Origin of the sequence: Streptomyces sp. BBFR25, assembly GCF_044590125.1 — a bacterium.
Taxonomy (GTDB): domain Bacteria; phylum Actinomycetota; class Actinomycetes; order Streptomycetales; family Streptomycetaceae; genus Streptomyces; species Streptomyces canus_D.
This window is the reverse complement of sequence record NZ_CP172447.1, coordinates 4,981,111-5,002,518: the sequence shown is the minus strand read 5'-3', so window position 1 is coordinate 5,002,518 and position 21,408 is coordinate 4,981,111. Positions and strand designations below refer to the sequence as shown.

The 21,408-nt window shown below is 72.1% G+C and carries 17 protein-coding genes; 9 read left to right on the top strand and 8 right to left on the bottom strand.

Annotation, left to right across the window (positions count from 1 at the left end; all coding sequences use genetic code 11):
• Window positions 1-11: 11 nt before the first annotated feature.
• The 3 genes from ACGH52_RS22890 (at window position 12) to ACGH52_RS22880 (ending at window position 3,509) form a co-directional block, all read left to right on the top strand.
• Window positions 12-995, top strand: coding sequence for a YafY family protein (locus tag ACGH52_RS22890; protein ID WP_121700654.1), 984 nt, complete (start codon window positions 12-14; stop codon window positions 993-995).
• 64 nt (window positions 996-1,059) lie between these two features.
• The gene (locus tag ACGH52_RS22885) at window positions 1,060-2,007 is read left to right on the top strand and encodes a LysR substrate-binding domain-containing protein (RefSeq protein ID WP_399941950.1); all 948 of its coding nucleotides are present in this window, start codon (window positions 1,060-1,062) and stop codon (window positions 2,005-2,007) included.
• A gap of 134 nt (window positions 2,008-2,141) precedes the next feature.
• A complete protein-coding gene (locus ACGH52_RS22880; protein ID WP_210974131.1) occupies window positions 2,142-3,509 on the top strand; it encodes an alpha-lytic protease prodomain-containing protein in 1,368 nt (455 codons plus the stop codon).
• Window positions 3,510-3,612: 103 nt separating this feature from the next.
• On the opposite strand, the gene ACGH52_RS22875 is transcribed toward ACGH52_RS22880, so the two are convergent.
• From ACGH52_RS22875 to ACGH52_RS22865, 3 genes are all read right to left on the bottom strand, one after another.
• On the bottom strand, window positions 3,613-4,749 hold the full coding sequence (locus ACGH52_RS22875; protein WP_399941947.1) for a hypothetical protein: 1,137 nt from the start codon (window positions 4,747-4,749) through the stop codon (window positions 3,613-3,615).
• 154 nt (window positions 4,750-4,903) lie between these two features.
• Window positions 4,904-5,536: a response regulator transcription factor gene (locus ACGH52_RS22870; RefSeq protein ID WP_121700615.1), complete on the bottom strand. Its 633-nt coding sequence runs from the start codon at window positions 5,534-5,536 to the stop codon at window positions 4,904-4,906.
• Window positions 5,536-6,882, bottom strand: a complete 1,347-nt coding sequence (locus tag ACGH52_RS22865) for a sensor domain-containing protein (RefSeq protein ID WP_399941944.1) — start codon at window positions 6,880-6,882, stop codon at window positions 5,536-5,538. The genes ACGH52_RS22870 and ACGH52_RS22865 overlap by 1 nt, the downstream gene beginning before the upstream one ends.
• A gap of 182 nt (window positions 6,883-7,064) precedes the next feature.
• On the opposite strand from ACGH52_RS22865, the gene ACGH52_RS22860 reads away from it, so the two are divergent.
• Together ACGH52_RS22860 and ACGH52_RS22855 are read left to right on the top strand one after the other, a co-directional pair.
• Window positions 7,065-7,862 (top strand): ABC transporter ATP-binding protein, encoded by a 798-nt coding sequence (locus ACGH52_RS22860; RefSeq protein ID WP_210974133.1) that lies wholly within the window; start codon window positions 7,065-7,067, stop codon window positions 7,860-7,862.
• Complete coding sequence (locus tag ACGH52_RS22855) at window positions 7,856-10,345, top strand: ABC transporter permease (protein ID WP_399941941.1); 2,490 nt, start codon at window positions 7,856-7,858, stop codon at window positions 10,343-10,345. The genes ACGH52_RS22860 and ACGH52_RS22855 overlap by 7 nt, the downstream gene beginning before the upstream one ends.
• 101 nt (window positions 10,346-10,446) lie before the next feature.
• Here the strand turns inward: ACGH52_RS22855 and tuf are convergent, their stop codons facing one another.
• The 5 genes from tuf to ACGH52_RS22830 form a co-directional block, all read right to left on the bottom strand.
• Window positions 10,447-11,640, bottom strand: coding sequence for an elongation factor Tu (gene tuf / locus ACGH52_RS22850; RefSeq protein ID WP_011029795.1), 1,194 nt, complete (start codon window positions 11,638-11,640; stop codon window positions 10,447-10,449).
• 173 nt (window positions 11,641-11,813) lie between these two features.
• Window positions 11,814-13,940, bottom strand: a complete 2,127-nt coding sequence (gene fusA, locus ACGH52_RS22845; protein WP_076975839.1) for an elongation factor G — start codon at window positions 13,938-13,940, stop codon at window positions 11,814-11,816.
• A gap of 39 nt (window positions 13,941-13,979) precedes the next feature.
• Entirely contained in the window at window positions 13,980-14,450 is a 471-nt protein-coding gene (gene rpsG, locus ACGH52_RS22840) for a 30S ribosomal protein S7 (RefSeq protein ID WP_003974303.1), read from the bottom strand.
• 2 nt (window positions 14,451-14,452) lie between these two features.
• Window positions 14,453-14,824 carry a 30S ribosomal protein S12 gene (gene rpsL, locus ACGH52_RS22835; RefSeq protein WP_003948652.1) on the bottom strand — a complete coding sequence of 124 codons (372 nt, stop codon included), beginning with the start codon at window positions 14,822-14,824 and terminating at the stop codon, window positions 14,453-14,455.
• Between the two features lie 288 nt (window positions 14,825-15,112).
• Window positions 15,113-16,168, bottom strand: a complete 1,056-nt coding sequence (locus ACGH52_RS22830; RefSeq protein WP_399941937.1) for a glycosyltransferase family 2 protein — start codon at window positions 16,166-16,168, stop codon at window positions 15,113-15,115.
• A gap of 91 nt (window positions 16,169-16,259) precedes the next feature.
• Between ACGH52_RS22830 and ACGH52_RS22825 the strand changes: the two genes are divergently transcribed.
• From ACGH52_RS22825 to ACGH52_RS22810, 4 genes are all read left to right on the top strand, one after another.
• Window positions 16,260-17,561, top strand: a complete 1,302-nt coding sequence (locus tag ACGH52_RS22825) for a hypothetical protein (RefSeq protein WP_399941934.1) — start codon at window positions 16,260-16,262, stop codon at window positions 17,559-17,561.
• Between the two features lie 122 nt (window positions 17,562-17,683).
• Window positions 17,684-18,400, top strand: coding sequence for a Crp/Fnr family transcriptional regulator (locus ACGH52_RS22820; protein ID WP_030145449.1), 717 nt, complete (start codon window positions 17,684-17,686; stop codon window positions 18,398-18,400).
• A gap of 123 nt (window positions 18,401-18,523) precedes the next feature.
• Window positions 18,524-19,267, top strand: a complete 744-nt coding sequence (locus ACGH52_RS22815) for a hypothetical protein (protein ID WP_399941931.1) — start codon at window positions 18,524-18,526, stop codon at window positions 19,265-19,267.
• Window positions 19,264-21,390 carry a hypothetical protein gene (locus ACGH52_RS22810; RefSeq protein ID WP_399941928.1) on the top strand — a complete coding sequence of 709 codons (2,127 nt, stop codon included), beginning with the start codon at window positions 19,264-19,266 and terminating at the stop codon, window positions 21,388-21,390. Before ACGH52_RS22815 ends, ACGH52_RS22810 begins: the two co-directional genes overlap by 4 nt.
• The last annotated feature ends 18 nt before the right edge of the window (window positions 21,391-21,408 follow it).

The window sequence follows — 21,408 nt, the reverse complement described above, 5'->3', positions numbered from 1 at the left end:
GCGACGGGTGCGTGGAAGACTTCGGGACCGTGCTCAGTACTTCCGCCCGGCTGCTGCGGCTGGTCTCCCTGCTCGCCGTCCGTCCCGCCTGGACCTCAGGTGAGCTGGCCGAGCGGATGGAGGTCACGGAGCGGACGGTGCGGCGGGACGTGGCCCGGCTGCGGGAGCTGGGGTACGCCGTCGACTCCGATCCGGGGCCGTGGGGCGGGTACCGGCTGCGGCCGGGGACGCGTACGCCGCCGTTGATCCTGGACGACGAGGAGGCCCTCGCCGTGGCCGTCGGGCTGCGGGAGGCCGCGCTGAGCGGGGCGCTCGGCGGGGACCAGGCGGCGTTGTCGGCGCTGCTGAAGCTGCGGCAGGTGCTGCCCAAGCGGCTGGGCGACCGGCTCGGGGACATGGACGCCGCGTTCGTGCAGACGCCGAGGGCCGGGGAACCGCAGGTCGCGGCGGGGATGCTGCTGGAGCTGGCGGCCGCGTGCCGACGGGGCGAGCGGGCCCGGATGGCGTACCGGGACTGGGGAGGGCGGGCCAGTGTGCGGGACGTGGACCCGTACCGGCTCGTGCACACCGGGCGGCGTTGGTACTTCGTGGCACGGGATGTCGAGCGGGGCGAGTGGCGGACCTTCCGCGCCGACCGGGTCGAGCGGCTGCAACCGACCGGGCGAGCCGTCGAGTTCACCGAGCCCCCGCCCGATCCGGCGCTCCTCGTGTCCCGCGCGAGCGCGACCGGGCCGTACGCGGTGCTGGCCACCGTCCGCCTGCCGGTGCCCATGGAGCAGGCGCTGCGGTCCATTCCCGCCACGGTCGGGGTGCACCGGGCCGACGGGCCGGACGCCACGGTCGTCGAGATCGGCGGGTCGAGCACGGAGGGACTGGCCAGGTATCTCTTCAGCCTCGCCACTCCGTTGCGCGTCCTGGCGCCGGACTCCGTACGGGAGGCGCTGCTGCGCCGGACCCGGGAGCTGCTCGACGCGAACGCCGACGCAAGTACTTGAAGTTTCCTCCACAGGTCCGTACCAACCCCTTGCCCCCGTCCTCCCCGCGTCGCAAGCTCCCCTCATGGAGCTGGAGTTGCGGCATCTCAAGACGGTCCGGGCCATCGCCGACGCCGGCAGCCTCACCAGGGCGGCGACGGCTCTCGGTCTCGCGCAGCCCGCGTTGAGCGCACAGCTCAAGCGGATCGAACGGGCCCTGGGCGGCGCGCTGTTCGTACGCGGCCGACACGGGGTGCGGGCCACCGCGCTGGGCGAACTGGTGCTGGAGCGGAGCCGGATCGTGCTGCCCGCGGTGACCGAGTTGCAGCAGGAGGCGGCCCGGTTCGCCCGCGCCCCGCGCACGGCGGAGCGGCTGCGGATCGGCGGCACCCACGGGCCGCTCCTGGGCGCCCTCCTCGACCGGCTGGCCGGTGTGGCGCCCGACGCCCGGATGACGACCTGCACCTCCTGGTCCGAACGGGAGCTGGCCGGGCAGCTCGCTGAGGGGCGGCTGGACTTCGCGCTGGCCGGTACCTGCGGTACCGCTTCGCCGCCCTCCGGTGAGGGGCTGGTGTGGCGGGAGGTCGCCGTCGACCCGGTGTTCGTCATGGTGTCCGAGGGCCACCCGCTCGCCCACCGCGCGGAGGTGGACCTGACCGAGCTGGCCGACGAGGAGTGGGCCTGCGTACCCGGCGACGGCTGTTTCGGCGACTGCTTCACCACATCCTGCGCCCGCGCGGGCTTCACCCCGCGCCGCATGTACGAGACGGACACCGCGTCCCTCGTGCACCTGGTGCAGGTGGGGCGGGCGGTCGGGCTGTGCCGGGCGACCTTTCCGACCACGCCCCAGATCGTGACCCGGCCGCTGGCCGGTACCCCGCTGACCTGGCGGCACCTGCTGGGCTGGCACGCGGCGACGCAGCGGCAGGACACCGCCGCCGCCGTGCTCTCGCAGGCGCGCATGGCGCACGCGAGCGTGGCGGCGAACAGCGACAGCTACACGGAGTGGATGTCGGCCCACCGGGTTCCGTAACACCGGGTTCGACATCCGGTTCCGTAACGCCGGGTTCCATAACGCCGGGGAGAGGGACGGCTGACCTCTTATGGCGGCCGGTCGACCCTCCCTACGGTTTCGGCACCTCCCCACCGAGACCGAGGAGATCCCCCATGCCCCACCGACAACGACACCACAGAGCCGTGGGTGCCGCCGTCGCCGCGACCGCGGCCCTGCTCGTGGCCGGGCTCAGCGGCTCCGCGAGCGCCGGGACGGCACCCGCCGACCCCGCCCCCACCGCAGCCGAGACCCTGCGCACCGACGCCGCGCCCCCGGCTCTCCTCAAGGCCATGCAGCGGGACCTCGGCCTCGACCGTCGGCAGGCGGAGCACCGCCTGGTCAACGAGGCCGAGGCCGGAGCCACGGCGGGCCGGCTGCGGGCCGCGCTCGGCGGCGACTTCGCGGGCGCGTGGGTGCGCGGTGCCGAGTCCGCCACCCTGACCGTGGCGACGACCGACGCGGACGACGTCGCCGCGATCGAGGCGCGCGGCGCCGAGGCGAAGGTCGTACGCCACTCGCTCGCCGACCTGGACGCGGCCAAGGCCCGCCTGGACAAGGCGGCGGCCGGCCTGAACACCGCCGACGCGCCCGTCTGGTACGTCGACACCCGCACCAACACCGTCGTCGTCGAGGCGATCCGTCCGGCCGCGGCCCGTTCGCTGCTGGCGGCGGCCGGTGTCGACCGGTCCCTCGCCCGCGTCGAGTCCCGCACCGAGCGGCCCCGCACCTTCTACGACCTGCGCGGCGGCGAGGCGTACTACATCAACAACAGCGGCCGCTGCTCGGTCGGCTTCCCCGTCACCAAGGGCACCCAGCAGGGCTTCGCCACCGCGGGCCACTGCGGCCGGACCGGCGCCAGTACGACGGGCGCCAACCGGGTGGCCCAGGGCACCTTCCAGGGGTCGATCTTCCCGGGCCGCGACATGGCGTGGGTGGCCACCAACTCCAGCTGGACGGCGACCCCGTACGTCCTCGGTGCCGGTGGGCAGAACGTCCAGGTCACCGGCTCCACGGCAGCGACGGTCGGCGCCTCCGTGTGCCGTTCCGGCTCGACGACCGGCTGGCACTGCGGCACCATCAGGCAGCTGAACACCAGCGTCACCTACCCGGAAGGCACCATCTCCCCGGTCACCAGGACCACGGTGTGCGCCGAGCCCGGTGACTCCGGCGGCTCCTACATCTCCGGCAGCCAGGCGCAGGGCGTCACCTCGGGCGGGTCCGGCGACTGCCGCTCCGGCGGCGAGACCTTCTTCCAGCCGATCAACGCGCTGCTCCAGAACTACGGGCTCACGCTCAAGACGACCGGCGGCGACGGCGGCGAGGAGCCCGGCGAGCCCGGCGGCACCTGGGCGGCCGGCACGGTCTACCAGGCCGGAAACACCGTGACGTACGGCGGCGCCACCTACCGCTGCCTGCAGGGCCACCAGGCCTACGCGGGCTGGGAGCCGCCGAACGTTCCCGCGCTCTGGCAGCGGGTGTGACACCCCACTGACCCCCACAGGGGACAACGGGGGACGGGTCCCGGGCGTGCGTGAGGGAGAGCGCCCGGGCCCGGTCACGTCTGTCTCGGGTACGGGTGACGCCTCAGGTACGGGTGACCTGGCCGCAGCCTCCCGATCCGGAGCCGGTGAGGGGGCGGCTCCGGTCGTAGGGGTCGGTGAGGGGGCCGGTGGGCCGCGCGCCGCTGGGACCGTCGTCGTCGGGGAAGCCGGGGTGCAGGAAGCCGTCGTGGACGTCGCAGTCGGTGTTGCCGTACTCGGAGAAGTACTTCTCCACCAGGAGCTTGCCCTCGGTCACGTTCCACCTGGCCGGGTCGTTCAGGGTCAGGGTGAGCACGCGGCGGATGATGGTGCGCGCGACCGGTCCGTCGGCGTCGTGGGCCCGCACCAGCGGGTAGACGAAGGTGTAGTCCGCGTTGACCTTGACCACGCCCGGCTCACCGGCGGCGAGCGTCATACGGCCGCGGACCTTGACGACGTCACCGGCCAGGCGGGTCTCGGCCGGGTCGAAGCGGGTGAAGAGGCGGAGCGGGTCGTGGTCCACGTCGGGGCTGCTCAGGGAGCGGCGCAGCTTCGGCAGCAGCTCCGGCTGCTTGGGGTCGAGGACGTCCAGCGCCTCGTCCGGGTGTCCGCCGCGCAGTACGGCGGGGTCCAGGTTGGCGGCGACCAGGAGTTCCTTGGTGCGGCGCAGCGCGAACGCCACGTCGTCCTCGCTCATGCCGGACAGCGCCTTCGCCCGCGGCACCTCGATGACGTCGGCGCCCTCGGCCCACCGCTCGGCGGGCGAGCCGCGGAACGGGTGCTCGCGGGTGGCCCGCTCCGACCCGGCGGGCTCGCCGGGGGCGCCGGTCGGCCTCCCCGTCTCGGCCGCCAGGGTCGGCGGCGCGGAGGCGTCGTCCCCGCCGGGCAGCCGGTCCGTGAGCAGCGAAGGCCGTACGGCGACCACCGCGAGCGCCGCCAGCACCAGGACCCCGACGACCGCACCGACCAGGCGCCGACGCGGGCGGCCGCCCTCCGGGGTGCGCCGGGGGGCACGCCACGGCGTCGGCGCCTCCTCCTCGCGCAGCCGCCGGGCCACCATCCGCGCACGCGCCGACGGCTCCTTGGGCGCGGCGGCGGCACCGCCTTCGGCGGCCTCGCGCAGGAACGCCTCCAACTGCTCGTCGGAGATCGAGGGGGCCGGCTCGTCGTCGGAACGGCCGGAAGGCGGGACGGAACTCACGGGCTCACTTTCCTGGTGACGGTGCCCAGCGGGTACGGGCCGGGGCGGGCTTTCGGCGATCAATCGTGCCGCCCTGTGGAAGGAAAGTGCCGCCAGGTGAGGGATTCGTGACCGAACCCGTACACCTTCGTTCGCCGCGCGAGGCCGGACCGCGTCAGGCCCGCAGATACGTCAGCACCGCCAGCACCCTGCGGTGGGTCTCGGCCGCCGGGGGCAGGTCGAGCTTGGTGAGGATGCTGCCGATGTGCTTGCCCACGGCCGCCTCGGAGACGACGAGTTCGCGGGCGATGGCCGCGTTGGACCTGCCCTCCGCGATCAGCGCGAGCACCTCGCGCTCGCGCGGGCTGAGCCGCTCCAGCGGGTCCCGGCGGCGGCGCAGCAACTGGCGTACCACCTCCGGGTCGACGACCGTGCCGCCGTCCGCGACCTCGGCCAGCGCGTCGACGAACTCCTCGACCTGGCCGACGCGGTCCTTGAGCAGATAGCCGACGCCGGTGCCGTCGCCGGAGTCCAGCAGCCCGGCCGCGTAGGCCCGTTGGACATACTGGCTGAGGACCAGGACGGGCAGGGCGGTCCGCTCCTCGCGCAGCCGCACGGCCGCGTGCAGGCCCTCGTCCTGGAAGCCGGGCGGCATGCGGACGTCGGTGACGACGACGTCCGGGACGTGCTCCCGCACGGCCGCGACGAGGGCCTCCGCGTCGCCGACGGCCGCCACGACCTCGTGACCGAAGCGGGTGAGCAGGCCGGTGAGGCCGTCCCGCAGCAGCACGCTGTCCTCGGCCAGCACTACGCGCAGGGGTCGAGGGGGCCGCACGGATCGCAAGGAATCTCCACGCTCAGCAGGGTCGGTCCGCCCGGCGGACTGGACAGGGAGAGTCTGCCATCCAGGACCGACACCCGGTCGGCGAGCCCGGTCAGCCCGCTGCCCGCCGCGGCGTCGGCCCCGCCCCGGCCGTCGTCGCGGACGCGCAGCACGAGCCGTCCGTCGCGGTGGCCGCCGGTCACCTCCGCGCGGGCGGCGCCGCTGTGCCTGCCGACGTTGGCCAGGGCCTCGCGGACCACGAAGTAGGCGGCGGCCTCGACCGCCTGGGGCAGCCGTCCGGGCAGTTCCAGGGCGACGTCGACGGGGACGGCGGAGCGGTCGGCGGCGTCGGCGACGGCCGCAGGCAGGCCGTAGTCGGCGAGGACCTTGGGGTGGATGCCGTGGATGAGTTCGCGCAGTTCCTCCAGGGCGTGGCCCGCCTCGCCGTGCGCCTTGGCGAGCTGGTCGGCCAGCGGTCCCGGCGGGGCGTCCAGGCGGGCCAGGCCGAGGGCCATCGTCAGGGCGACCAGGCGCTGCTGGGCGCCGTCGTGCAGGTCGCGTTCGATCCGGCGCCGCTCGGCCTCGAAGGCGTCCACCAACCGCACCCGGGAGCGGGTGAGTTCGACGACCCTGGTCTCCGGATCGCCCTCGCGCGGGGCGGCGACGAGGACGCGGGCCAGCTCGGCCCGCGCGCCCGCCGCGAGACCCAGCGCGTAGCCGCCGAGGGCGAGGAGCAGCAGCCCGAGCACCGCGACGCCGAATGCGGCCGGCCAGGTGGTGACCGTCCACTGCTTGAGGACCTTGGCCTCCTCGCCGCCGCCGAACGTGGCCATCAGCAGCGGGGTGGCGGCGAGGTGGAGGGGTGCCGCCAGGGCGAGCGCGAGGACCAGGGCGTCCAGCGGCCAGAGCAGCAGGGCGAACAGCAGCGCGTGGCCCAGCTCCCGCCAGGTCGCCCGCTCGCGCAGCCGGGTGACCAGCCAGGGCCAGGGGCCGGTGGCGGGCGGCTGCCGTACAGGCCGGGCGGGGACCGGGATGCGGTCGACCAGACGCAGCCGGTCCCGTTCCAGGCGGGCCACGGGGATGCCGGCCAGGGCGGTGAGCACCAGCAGCGGCAGGCCCACCAGGACCACGGTGAGTACGCCTGCGAGGGCGAGGGCGGCCACGAGCACCACCAGGACCACGGCCCCGGCCACCGCCCCCGTCACCAGATAGGCGACGGCGCGCCAGGGCCAGGCCGAGCGCAGGTAGCCGCGGGCGGACAGGGCCTGCCACACGGTGCCGGGACCGGGACCGGGACGGGGACGGGAGCGGGGGTCGGGGCCGGGGTGCATGCGGATCACCGTAGGACCCGTGCGTGCGGCGCGGCCATCGGCCCAGTGGGCGTCTGGGGGGTATGGCCCGCCCTACCCCCGTTCTCACCCCTGCCGCACTGCGCCGGGGCGGTCGCGGGCGGTTTCGTGGTGCCGGTCAGCGAGCCGGGCACCGAGGACCGGCTCCGAACGAGGGGAACAGGATGAACGACGATGCGGTACGGCTGCGCTCCGTCAGCCGGCGGTACGGGACGGGCGACGGCGCGGTGACGGCCCTCGACGCCGTCTCCGCCGCCTTCGCCCGGGGCACGTTCACCGCGGTGATGGGCCCCTCCGGCTCGGGCAAGTCGACCCTCCTGCAGTGCGCCGCCGGTCTCGACCGGCCCACCTCGGGGTCGGTCCTCCTCGGCGGCACCGAGCTGACCGGGCTGAGCGAGCGGCGGCTGACGCTGCTGCGCCGGGAACGCGTCGGCTTCGTCTTCCAGGCGTTCAACCTGCTGCCGTCCCTGACCGCCGAGCAGAACGTGGCGCTCCCCCTGCGGCTGTCCGGCCGCCGCCCGCCCCGCGGCCGGGTGCGCGAGGTACTGGGCCGGGTCGGTCTCGCCGACCGCGCCGGGCACCGGCCCACCGAGCTGTCCGGCGGCCAGCAGCAACGCGTGGCCCTGGCCCGCGCGTTGATCACCCGCCCTGAGGTGCTGTTCGCCGACGAGCCGACGGGGGCGCTGGACTCCCACACCGGCCGCGAGGTGCTGACCCTGCTGCGGGGCATGGTCGACGCCGACGGCCAGACGGTCGTCATGGTCACCCACGACCCGGTGGCCGCCGCCCGCGCCGACCGCGTCATGTTCCTCGTCGACGGCCGCGTCCACGACGAACTGACCGGCGCCGGGGCCGACGCCATCGCCGCCCGCATGACCGGCCTGGAGGCCGCCCCGCCACCGGCACCGACGCACGCCGGCCCCACCGCTCACCCGTCCCGGCCGGAGGCCGCCCCGTGCTGACCCTCACCCTGTGCACCCTGCGCGCCCGTTGGGTCTCTTTCGTCGGGAGCTTCGTCGCCTTGGCCCTGGGGGTCGCGCTGCTGACCCTCACGGGCCTTGCTCTGGCCGCCTCGCTGGACGCGCCCGACCGGGTGCCGGAACGGTTCGCCGCCGCGCCGGTGGTGGTGCGGGGGCAGGACACCCTGCGGGTGCCGACCCCGTCCGGGGAGCGTACGGAGGAGCTGGCGCGACCGCGTGCGGTGCCAGACGCGGTCGTGGCCCGGCTGGAGCGGCTCGGCACCGTCGTCGAGGACCGGTCCTTCCCGGTGCGCGTCCGGGGCGGGCACGGCCCCGGTGAGCTGGTGGGCCACCCCTGGTCCACCGCCGCGTTCGCCCCGTACCGGATCGACGCGGGCCGCGCGCCCCGCACCGCCGACGAGGTCGTCGTCACCGGCGGCTGGGCCGCGCCGGGCGAGCGGGTCCGCACGGACCGGGGCACCCTGCGGGTGGCGGGGACCGTGCAAGGCCTCGGGTTCGAGGACGCCGTCTTCTTCACCGACGCGCGGGCCGCCGAACTCGCCCCGCTCAGCGTCCAGTCGGCCATCGACGCGGAGGCGTCCGCCGTACGGGAGGCGGTACGGGACGCCGTACGGGACGCGGTGCCGGGCAGCGCGGGTGTCCGGGTGCTCACCGGGGACGAGCGGCGGTACGCGGACGCCGATCCCGGCCGGGACGCCGAGGCGCTGACCGCGCTGAACGCCCTGTTCGGCACGGCCGGCGGCGTCACGGCGTTCGTCTCGGTGTTCGTCGTGGCGTCCACGTTCGCCTTCGCGGTCGCCCAGCGGCGCCGGGAGTTCGGGCTGCTGCGCACGGCGGGGGCGACGCCGGGACAGCTGCGCCGGGCGGTGGTCGCCGAGGCCGCGCTGGTCGGCGTACTCGCCTCCGGCACGGGCTGTGTGCTCGGCGCGTACGGTGCGCCGCCGCTGGTGAGCTGGGTGGTCGGCGAGGGCCTGGCCCCGGCCTGGTTCCGCGTCGGCGGCCACACCTGGCCCTTTCACCTGGCCTTCTGGGCCGGGCTGCTGGTCGCCCTGTGCGGCGTGGTCGCGGCGTCCTGGCGGGCGGGCCGCACCGCCCCGGTCGAGGCGCTGCGGGAGGCGTCGGTGGACACCGGGGCGATGACCCGGGGGCGGTGGCTGTTCGGAGCGGCGCTGCTGCTGACCGCCCTGGTGACCCTCGTCCTCGCCCTCGCGGACGACCCCGGCGACCTGCTGCACCGCAAGACCTATGTGACGCGCCCGATGTTGCTGATCGCCGCGGCCGCGCTGCTCGCCCCGGTCGCGGTGCGCCCGCTGACCCGGCTGCTGACCTGGCTGCCGGCCCGCCTGCCGGGCGCCACGGGCCTGCTGGTCCGGGAGAACGCGGCGGCCGGGGTCCGCCGTACCGCGGCCCTCGCGGCGCCCGTGCTGGTCACGGTCGCGCTCACGGGCTCCCTGCTGGGCGCCGTCGCGACCCTGGACGGGGCGAAGGCCGCCGAGGCCCGGGAGCGGACCACCGCCGCCTTCGTGGCCACGGCCCCGTCCGGGGCAGGCTTCGACGCGGCGGCCGTGGAACGCCTGCGCGCGGTGCCCGGGGCGCGGATCTCGCCGAGCGCGTCGAGCGCGGTGTCCGTCCTGGAGGACGGCGTGGCCCTGATCCGGTCCGACGCGCGAGCCGTCGCCGACCCGGGTGCCCTCGCGGCGACCACCCGCCTCCCGCTCGCGCAGGGGCGGGTCACGGCCCTGGACGACCACTCGATCATCGTGAACGAGGAGTGGGAGGAGCACACGGTCGGCCGGAGCGTGCGGGTCCGGCTCGGGGACGGCACGGCGAGGACGCTGCGCATCGCCGCGGTGATGCGCACCGGCACCGGCGACAACGGCGTCTACGTCACCGCGGCCAACGCCGCCGGAGCCCCCGTCGACCGGGTGGACGTCGCCCTCGCCGACGGAGCCGACGCCGACACGGTGGCCGCCGGGCTGCGCGAGGCGGTGGCGGCGTCCGGCGGACGGGTGGCGAGCGGGGACGAGTGGGCCGCGGCGGCCTCGTCCGGGCCCGGGGGCGCGACGCGGGCGGGCCTGCTCCTGGTCCTCGGCATCGCCCTGCTCTACACGGGGATCTCCGTGGTCAACACCCTGCTGATGGCGACGTCCGACCGGGTCCGCGACCTGGCGGTCCTGCGGCTCGCCGGGGCCACCGACGGGCAGGTGCTGCGCCTGGTCGCCGTCGAGTCGCTGACGGTCGCCGCGGCCGGTGCCCTCCTGGGGCTGGTCGTCGCCGGGCTCGACCTGGCCGGGACGGGGGCGGCGCTGGGCCTGCTCTCCGTCCCCGCCGCGCCGGTGATGCCGTGGGCGGCGGTCGGCACGGCCGCGGGCGCCTGCGCGGTGCTCGCGGTGGTCGCCTCGGTGGTCCCCGCATCCCTGGCCCTGCGCCGCCGGGCGGCGGCGGCCGCCGGACTCCGGGGGTGAAGACCGGCGGAACGGCGAAAGGGCCCGTACGACCGAAGTCGTACGGGCCCTCTCAGGCATCAGCCCATGTCAGGTCGGGTCGACCGACAAGCAAGCGGAGCTTACTTGTTGATCTTGGTGACCTGGCCGGCGCCCACGGTCCGGCCACCCTCGCGGATGGCGAACTTCAGGCCCTCTTCCATGGCGACGGGCTGGATGAGCTCCACCTTCATCTCGGTGTTGTCACCCGGCATGACCATCTCGGTGCCCTCGGGGAGGGTCACGACGCCGGTCACGTCCGTCGTACGGAAGTAGAACTGCGGACGGTAGTTGTTGAAGAAGGGGGTGTGACGGCCACCCTCGTCCTTCGACAGGATGTAGGCCTGGGCCTCGAACTCGGTGTGCGGCGTGACCGAACCGGGCTTGATGATGACCTGGCCGCGCTCGACGTCCTCGCGCTTGATGCCACGAAGCAGCAGACCGACGTTCTCACCGGCCTGGCCCTCGTCGAGGAGCTTGCGGAACATCTCGATGCCGGTGACCGTGGTGGTGGTCTTCTCGGTCTTGATGCCGATGATGTCGACGGTCTCGTTGACCTTGAGGACACCACGCTCGATACGGCCGGTGACGACCGTACCGCGACCGGTGATGGTGAAGACGTCCTCGATCGGCATCAGGAACGGCTTGTCGACGTCGCGCTCGGGCTCCGGGATGGCCTCGTCCACGGCCTTCATGAGCTCGAGGACCGAGTTGCCCCACTCCTTGTCGCCCTCGAGGGCCTTCAGAGCGGAGACCTTGACGACGGGAACGTCGTCGCCCGGGAACTCGTACTCGGAGAGGAGCTCACGCACCTCGAGCTCGACGAGCTCCAGGATCTCCTCGTCGTCCACCATGTCGGCCTTGTTCAGGGCGACCACGATGTACGGAACGCCGACCTGGCGGGCCAGGAGCACGTGCTCCTTGGTCTGCGGCATCGGGCCGTCGGTGGCGGCGACCACGAGGATGGCGCCGTCCATCTGCGCCGCACCGGTGATCATGTTCTTGATGTAGTCGGCGTGACCGGGGCAGTCGACGTGGGCGTAGTGACGCGCCTCGGTCTGGTACTCGACGTGCGCGATCGAGATGGTGATACCGCGCTGGCGCTCTTCGGGAGCCTTGTCGATCTGGTCGAACGCCGACGCCTCGTTGATGTCCGGGTACGCGTCGTGCAGCACCTTGGTAATGGCGGCCGTGAGGGTCGTCTTACCGTGGTCGATGTGACCGATGGTGCCGATGTTGACGTGCGGCTTAGTCCGCTCGAACTTCGCCTTCGCCACTGGGGTCCTCCTGTGGAGTGGTTCTGTACGCCTTACTCATCGGCGCCAGGTGATCTTTGCTGGAAAGCCCGGGTGCCGGGGGCATTCCGCCGGGTTCACGGCGGAATGCCCCATGCAGGCTCCGGGGTCAAGCCTAAAGCGTGAGAACGGGGTCCGTTAAACGGAGTAGCCCGTTACTCGCCCTTGGCCTTCGCGATGATCTCCTCGGCGACGTTCCGGGGAACCTCGGCGTAGGAGTCGAACTGCATCGAGTAGCTTGCGCGACCCGACGTCTTGCTGCGGAGGTCTCCGACGTAGCCGAACATCTCCGACAGCGGCACGAGGCCCTTCACGACGCGGGCACCCATCCGCTCCTCCATGGCCTGGATCTGGCCACGGCGGGAGTTGATGTCGCCGATGACGTCGCCCATGTAGTCCTCGGGCGTGGTGACCTCGACGGCCATCATCGGCTCCAGGAGCACGGGCGAAGCCTTGCGCGCGGCCTCCTTGAAGGCCTGCGAACCGGCGATCTTGAAGGCGAGCTCGGAGGAGTCGACCTCGTGGTAGCCACCGTCGATGAGCGTGACGCGGACGCCCGTCATCTCGTAGCCGGCCAGGATGCCGAACTGCATGGCCTCCTGCGCACCGGCGTCCACCGAAGGGATGTACTCCTTCGGGATGCGGCCACCGGTCACCTTGTTCACGAACTCGTACGAGGCGTCGCCGCCCTCGATCGGCTCGATCGCGATCTGCACCTTGGCGAACTGACCGGTACCACCGGTCTGCTTCTTGTGGGTGTAGTCCACGCGCTCGACGGTCTTGCGGATCGTCTCACGGTAGGCGACCTGCGGCTTACCGACGTTGGCCTCGACCTTGAACTCACGGCGCATGCGGTCGACCAGCACCTCGAGGTGCAGCTCGCCCATACCACCGATGATGGTCTGGCCGGTCTCCTCGTTGGTGTGGACCTGGAAGGACGGGTCCTCCTCGGCCAGGCGCTGGATCGCGACGCCGAGCTTCTCCTGGTCGCCCTTCGACTTGGGCTCGATGGCGACCTGAATGACCGGCGCCGGGAAGTCCATGGACTCCAGGATGACCGGGCTCTTGTCGTCGGACAGCGTCTCACCGGTGGTGGTCTGCTTCAGGCCCATGACGGCGACGATGTCACCGGCGCCCACCGACTCGATCTCCTCACGCTTGTTGGCGTGCATGCGGTAGATCTTGCCGATGCGCTCCTTGCGGCCCTTGACCGAGTTCAGCACCGCGGTGCCGGACTCCAGGCGGCCGGAGTACACCCGGACGAAGGTGAGCTTGCCGAGGTGCGGGTCGCTCATGATCTTGAAGGCGAGCGCGGCGAGCGGCTCGTCCTCCGACGGCTTGCGCTTGACGACGACCTCGGGGTCCTTGACGTCGTGGCCCTCGATGGCCTCGACGTCGAGCGGGGTCGGCAGGTAGCGCACGACCGCGTCGAGCAGGGGCTGGACGCCCTTGTTCTTGAACGCGGTGCCGCAGAACACCGGGGTGACCGTGGTGTCGCTGGACTTGCCGGAGGCGATGGTGATGCGACGGATCGCGGCGTACAGCTGCTCCTCGGTGGGCTCCTGGCCCTCCAGGAACAGCTCCATGACCTCTTCGTCGTTCTCCGCGACGGCCTCGACCAGCTTGCCGCGCCACTCCTCGGCGGCCTCGGTGTGCGTGGCCGGGATGTCGACGGTGTCGTACATCTCGCCCTTGGCGGCCTCGGCGGACCACACGAGCGCCTTCATGCGGACCAGGTCCACGACGCCCTTGAAGTCGGCCTCGGCGCCGATCGGGAGCTGCATGACGAGCGGCTGGGCGCCCAGGCGGTCCGAGATCATCTCCACGCAGCGGTGGAACTCGGCGCCGGTACGGTCCAGCTTGTTCACGAAGCAGATACGCGGCACGCCGTAACGGTCGGCCTGACGCCACACCGTCTCGGACTGCGGCTCGACACCGGCGACACCGTCGAACACGGTCACGGCACCGTCGAGCACACGCAGGGAGCGCTCCACCTCGACGGTGAAGTCGACGTGCCCCGGGGTGTCGATGATGTTGATCGTGTAGTCGTTGTCCTCGAGCGGCCAGTGACAGGTGGTCGCAGCAGACGTGATCGTGATGCCACGCTCCTGCTCCTGCTCCATCCAGTCCATCGTGGCGGCGCCGTCGTGGACCTCACCGATCTTGTACGACACACCGGTGTAGAACAGGATCCGCTCGGTGGTGGTCGTCTTGCCCGCGTCGATGTGGGCCATGATCCCGATGTTGCGGACCTTGGCCAGGTCAAGTGAAGTGGTAGCCATAAGGCTTCAGTCTTCTCTCGGTCTCGATGTGGGTAGCGACTACCAGCGGTAGTGCGCGAAGGCCTTGTTGGACTCGGCCATCTTGTGCGTGTCCTCGCGCTTCTTCACAGCGGCACCCAGGCCGTTGGAGGCGTCGAGGAGCTCGTTGAGCAGACGCTCGGTCATGGTCTTCTCGCGACGGGCGCGGGAGTAACCGACCAGCCAGCGCAGGGCGAGCGTGTTCGCACGGCCCGGCTTGACCTCGATCGGGACCTGGTAGGTCGCACCACCGACACGGCGGGACTTGACCTCGAGGGTCGGCTTGATGTTCTCGAGAGCGCGCTTGAGCGTGATGACCGGGTCGTTGCCGGTCTTCTCGCGCAGACCCTCCATGGCGCCGTAGACGATGCGCTCGGCGGTGGAGCGCTTGCCGTTCAGCAGCACCTTGTTGATCAGGGAGGTCACCAGAGGAGAACCGTAGACCGGGTCGATGATGACCGGGCGCTTCGGGGCGGGGCCCTTACGAGGCATTCTTACTTCTCCTTCTTGGCGCCGTAGCGGCTGCGGGCCTGCTTGCGGTTCTTGACACCCTGGGTGTCGAGGGAGCCGCGGATGATCTTGTAACGAACACCCGGCAGGTCCTTCACACGGCCGCCGCGCACGAGCACGATGGAGTGCTCCTGCAGGTTGTGCCCCTCACCCGGAATGTAAGCGGTGACCTCGATCCCACTGGTCAGACGCACACGCGCGACCTTACGCAGGGCCGAGTTCGGCTTCTTCGGGGTGGTCGTGAACACACGCGTGCAGACGCCGCGACGCTGGGGCGAACCCTCGAGTGCGGGCGTCTTGTTCTTCTCGACCTTGTCCTGCCGGCCCTTGCGGACCAGCTGCTGGATCGTAGGCACTACTTCTCCGGTTTCTGTGTGCCGAATGGTGAAGCTAACCTGGAACGTCACCGACCCACGCGGTCGGGTGTGTCGAAGTCGCGAACTCCGCCCGCGAGGCGGAAGGAGACGCGAAATGCGGTGGCCACACACGGCCCCGGTGCGGCTGTAGACACGCACGAGGGCCAGGGCACACCCCAGGCACAAGGTCTGAGCGTACCTAGCGCATTCGCTGCGGTCAAAACAAATGGGCGTCACCGGCATACCCGCCCGGTTCACCCCTCTTTGTCCTGATCGCCAGGAGCCGCCTCAGGCCCGCGGCAGCGGGACGCTCGGCGCGTCGGCGTCCGCGTCGGCGGGCGCGGGGGCGGGTCCGGTCGCGGGCGCGGGTCCGGGTGCGGGTGCGGGTGCCGCCGTGTCGTGGCGGACGAAATAGGTCGGCCGGTTCTGTACAGCCGTGTAGATGCGCCCGACGTACTCGCCGAGCAGGCCGACGCAGACCAGCTGCACGGCGCCGATGAAGACGATGCCGGTGAACAGCGAGGTCCAGCCCGGGACCGTGCGGCCGAGGGCGAACGCGGTCAGCGTGTAGACCAGCAGCCCCAGGCAGACCACGAACGCGCCGCCGCCCAGCCAGGTGGCGATGCGCAGCGGGGCCGCCGAGAAGCCGGTGACGCTGTCGACCGCCAGGCGGATCATCCGCCCCAGCGGGTACTTCGTGCGGCCCGCCGTACGCGGCGCGCGCTCGTACGTCACCTGCCCGCTCGGGAAGCCCAGCCAGGGCACCAGCAGGCGGTACACCCGCTGCTGGTCCGGGAGGGCCTTGAGCGCCTCCACGGCGGCCCGGCTCAGCAGCCGGAAGTCGCCCGCCTCGGCGGGGACCGACGGGCCCGCCAGACGCCGCATGAGCCGGTAGTAGACGCTCGCCGTCCACCGCTTGAACCCGGAGTCGCTGCTGCGGTCCGCGCGGATCCCGTACACGATGTCGAGGCCCTCCGCGCGGGCCAGCGCCAGCATGTCGGGGATCTTCTCCGGCGGATCCTGGAGGTCTGCGTCCAGGCTCACCACATACGCGCCGCGGGCCCGGTCGAGCCCCGCCGTGAGGGCCGCCTGGTGGCCGGAGTTGCGCCGCAGGGCGATCACGCGCAGCTCCGGCCAGCCCAGCCGGAAGGCGTCGAGCAGCTCCGCCGTGCGGTCGCCGCTGCCGTCGTCGACGGCGACGACCTCGTGGGGGACGCCCAGCTCCGTCAGGACCGGACGCAGCCGGGTGACCAGCGCGGGCAGGACGTCTTCCTCGTTGAACATCGGAATGACGACCGACAGCACGACCGGTTCGTGCCGCTCCGCGTCCCGTCCCTCGGGCACCGCGCCTCCCTCCGCATGACCTTGAGTACAGATGTGCGACTCTTGTGCGATCTTATGGCAGCAATGGACGGTTGAGGGTGGCCCGAGGGGGATGACAGCCATGGACACGGCTGCCGACGACACGGTGACCGACGGGCCGGCCGGCACCGGCGAACGACCGGCCGGCGAGACCACGGCACGCTCCTGGCGGAGCTGGCCCCCCGCCCTCCCGGCCGGCGCCCGGCCCTACCTGGCCCCGCTGGCGCTGTACGGCGTCACCAAACTCGTCGGCCTGGGGGTCTTCGCCTCCCTGCTCACCTACGCCGGGGACTTCCGCGGGAAGAACCCGCGTTTCGGCGGCGGCGCCCACTGGTGGGACGTGCTGGGCACCTGGGACGGCTGGTGGTACCTCCAGGTCGCCGAGCACGGGTACAGCCCCGCCCTGGTCCGGCTCGGCGGCGACGGCCTCTTCACGGTCCAGCAGAACTCGGTCGCCTTCTTCCCGCTCTACCCGGCGCTCATCCGCATGGTCTCGGAGTCCACCGGCCTCGGCCTGTACGGCTCCGCAATCCTGGTCTCCGTCGTCTCCTCCTTCATCGCGGCGGCCGGGATCTACGCCGTGATCTCGCTGATCGCCGGAGCGCGGGCGGGCACCGTCGCGGCCGGGCTGTGGGCGGTGGCGCCCGGCGCGGGCGTCGAGTGGGCGGTGTACTCCGAGTCCCTGTTCGTCGCCCTCGCCGCCTGGACCTGCTACGCCGTGATGAAGGGGCGCTGGGTGGCGGCGGGCCTGCTGGCCTTCACCGCGGGCCTGAACCGGCCCACCTCCGCCGTCCTCATAGGCGCCGTGGGCCTCGCCGCGCTGGTGACGCTGGCCCGCCCCGCGTCCCGGCGCGAGCACGGCATACGCGGCCCCGTGTACGCGATGCTCGTCGCGCCGCTCGGCCTGCTCTCCTACATCGCCTGGGTCGGCTGGAGCACCGGCGAGGCCACGGCCTACTTCACCCTCCAGCGCGAGGGCTGGGCGCACTTCTTCGACTACGGCGCCTACACCTGGGACGTGCTGCGCAACCTCGCGGTGGGCCGCGGCGACTACCCCTTCGCCTTCTCCACCCCGGACCTGCTCTCCCTCCAGCTGGTCCTGGCGCTGCCCTTCCTCATCGCCCTGATGCTGCGCAAGAAGCCCCCGCTGGTGCTCGTCGCCTACACCCTGGCGACGATCATCACGGTCCTGGGCACCCAGCAGATGTTCGGCAACACCATGCGCTACCTGCTCCCCGCCTTCCCTCTCCTGCTGGCCCCGGCCGCGGCCCTGAGCCGCCTGAAGCTGCCGACCCTGGCCGTCTTCTTCACCACGGCATCGATCGCCTCGGGCTGGTACGCCCACTACGTCATCTTCGAACTGGGCGTGCCGTAGGCGCCCGAAGGGCCGTCTCAGCCACGGCGGCCGATTGTCGCCCGTTGCCCGTATGCCCTGGTCAAGTACGTTGTCTGGTTATCAGGGTGCGGCATCGGCACAGCGAACGCGGGGGCGGCGGGATGACCGGCGGACGTACACACGCTTGGGACGACGACGGGTTCGACGACGGCGTGCCCTTCCTCGCGCGGCTGGAGAAGGAGGACCGCACAGCCCTGCTCCGGGCCGGACGGCCACTGCGCTACCGGGCCCGCAGCGTCATCCTCCACCAGGACGAACCCTCCTCCCACGTACTCCTGCTGCTGCACGGCTGGACCAAGGTGACGGCGATCGCGGCGAACGGCTACGAAGCCCTCCTGGCCCTTCGAGGGCCAGGAGACATCGTGGGCGAGGGCGCAGCGCTCAGCGGGCGTCATCGTTCGGCGACCGTCACCGCGCTCGACGCCGTCGAAGCGGTCGTCATCGACGAGCCCCGCTTCACCGCCTTCCTCACGGCACACCCCGGAGCCGCCCTGCGGCTGCTGAGCCTGACCACCGACCGGCAGCGTTCGACCGACCGTCGGCGGCTGGAGTGGGCGGCCCTCACGGTACGTGAGCGTCTGGCAGTGCTCCTGCTGGAGCTAGTCCGCACGCACGGAACCCGCACCGACGAGGGGGTCGAGCTGACCATCGGACTCAGCCAGCAGGAGTTCGCCGGGTCGGTCGGCTCCTCGCGCGAGGCGGTTGCCCGACTCCTCAGGGAACTGCGGGACCGGCATGTCGTGGTCACCCGACGCCGACGCATCGTCGTCCTGCGCCCGGACATCCTGCGTCGCATCATCGGGGGACAGCCCGCCTGACAGCCCACCGGGCAGGCTGTCGTCTGTGCACACGGTCACACTTGGTCCGTGTCATCGGCCCTCTGACACCTGTCGTCCGTCCGCCATCGTGCTGCTCAATCAGCGAGCACGAGAGGCAGAACCATGACGGACCCCCTGTACCGCACCATCCTCCTCTTCGACATCGAGCAGTTCGGCTCCCGCGACGACGTGGAGCAGGCGTTCCTGCGCCGACTCCTGTACGAGGTCGTCGACGCCACGCTCCTCGCCGCTGGCATCGACGAATCGGCGCGGCTGCGCGCGGACCGCGGTGACTCGGTGATGGAGCTCATTGACGTCCAGGCCTCGGTCCCGGCGCTCGTCAAGACCCTGCTCACCGAGGCTCCCGCCCTGCTGCACAGCAAGAACCGACTGATCGCCAGCAGCGCCCAAATGCGGTTGCGCATGGTGCTGTCCTCCGGGTACGTCGCGATCGACGAACTCGACGGCTGGGTAGGTTCGGACCTCAATCACGCCGTGCGCCTCCTCAACTCCGACCCGCTGCGGAACGCCCTCAAGCAGCGCGACGACCACAGTGTGCTGTGCGTGTCCGACGGCATCTACACGGGAGTCGTGCGGCACGGCCCGCTCGGCGTACGTCCAGACGACTTCCGCCGCGTCACCGTGGAGACGAAGGAGGGACCGACGGTGGCCTGGGTGCACGGCGTGTCCGACGCAGACGCCTCCCGGGCCGCCACTGAGGACTCTGCGCCGGTCCCGGACCCGGCCATCTCCAGGCCCGCGACCACCACCTACGTGCACGGCGACCAGTACGGCGTGAGCGGAGGCACGGTCCACGGCGACCAGCGGTTCGAATTCACCCGCCGTGAACGGGACGAGCACCGATGAGTCAGGCGGAGGCGGCGGCCCCGGCCAAGCCGGTCGACGAGACCGCGCAGGACGGCGAGCGCAAAGAGCAAGGGGAGTCTGCCGAAGGCCAGGAACAACCCCGCCAGAAGGCATGGGCAGCACGCCGGGACCTAATCGCGCACGGCCCCGAGTTCATCTCCACCCTGGTCGGCGGAGACCAGTTCGGGCAGTCGGGTGGCTCGCACTACGGCGACACGATCTTTCACATCGGCGGCGGCCGAGCCGAAGCGTCCGTCGCCACCCCTGGGCCCGTCCCCGAGGCAGAGGTGGAGAGACTGGCCGGCGCCTTCCAGGAGGCTGAGGACTTCGACGAGGTGCTCACCCGACTCAAGGCGGAGCGGTTCCTCATCCTGTCCGGCGGACGGGAGACGGGCCGCAGAACCGCCGCGTTGATGCTGCTGCACCGGCTCGGCCTCGACCGATTCTTCGAGCTGGAGCCGCCCACGGCCTTCCCCGCGCTCTCCGACCAGTTGGACACCGGCGCGGGTCACGTCCTGTGCGATCTGACCGTCAGCCGCAACCGCCCGCTGCGACAACCGCACCTCCTGGCGCTGCGCCGGGAACTGGAACGCCGTGGGGCCTACCTGGTGATCACCGTGGAGCCGTCGGCGGCGCTGGGCGACATCTCCTCCGTACGGTGGGACCCCCCGCCCGCCGAGGACATCCTGCACGCTCACGTAACCCCGGTAACCGGCGAGAGCGCTTGGCCGCATCTGCTTGAACGCGCGGCGGTCAAGGAGTTCCTCGCCCAGCAGCACCCGCCGCGCCAGATCGAGCGCTTCGCGAAGGAAGTCGTCGCCCTGCACCTCGGGCAGACCGACGAACGGCGACTGGCCGCATACGGGGCAGCCGCCGTGCGCGGCCAGGTCTCCCGCTGGCTCGTGGAGGCCGAGCCCATCCTGCGGGAGAAGGCTTTCCTCATCTCGCTCGCGGTCTTCGACAAGGCCCCGTACGCGGTGGCCGCGGAGGTCGGCGACGGCCTGTTCGTGCGGTTGCAGAAGATCGAGGACCCCGTCCTCCCTCCCCGTATCCCCGTCTTCGGCACCTCGCGCGAGGAACGACTGCGACTCGCCCGCGCCACGGGCTACGTGGCTACGGAGGTCACGGAACACGGCCCCGTCATCGGCACCTTCTTCGCCGGGTTCCGCGACGAGCGGACCTCCCGTCTACTGCTGGAGGAGGTGTGGAACCGTCATCCCTCGTCTCGGCCCGCAATCGCCGAGTGGCTCCGCAAACTCGCCGAGGACCGCCGCCCTCTCGTGCGGACCAGGGCAGCCTCAGCCGCCGCCCAGCTCGCCCACTTCGACCTTTCGTCCGCGCTGGCGCATCTCATCGAACCGTGGGCTGACGCCCGAGACTCCCACTCCTGGCTGGTGGCGGCCAACGCGCTCACCATGGCCCAGCTGCTGGAGGTGCCCACTGTTCTGCGCATCCTCCACGAATGGTGCACCGGCGAGGTGGAGAGCCGCCGCTGGACCGCCATCCGCGCCTTCGGCCTGCTGGGTCCGGTGCACTACGAGGAAGCCCTGGAAGCGCTCCTGGACGCGGCTCGCCGGCAGCCGCCCGACGACAACGACGCCGATACCGAGGACGACAAGCCGTCGGAGGCGACCAAGCAGTTCGCGGACGCCCTGGAACTGCTGCTTCTCGCCGTGAAGAACCCCGTGCTGGCCCAACTCGCCAAGCAGCTCGACCCGGACCACACCGACCGTACGGCCCGCCCATACGCGCTGCTCGCCTTCTTCCAGGCCTGCACCCAGTCGAAGGAGGAAGACAGCGGACGCCCCATCGTCCTCGACTGGTACGGGGAGGCTCTGGCAGCCGGAAACAGGACGGCCACGCGGCACCTCGTCCAGTTCTGGGACGCGCTCCTGGCCGACCGGACGCACACCGCGCAGGCCCTTGCCGTACTGCGCGGCTGGGTACGCGCGGCCGACACCGACCCCGAGTCGGAACGGGCCCTCGTCCCGTTGCTGTACGAACTCGCCGAAACCGCCGTCAACCATCGGCGCATCACCCACCTGCTGCGTACGGTCCGCGACTCCGGTGGCGTCCCTTCCCCGGCTGCCGACCGCCTGCTTAAGCGCCTCTCCCCCGCCTGACCGCTCACGGAAGGCAGA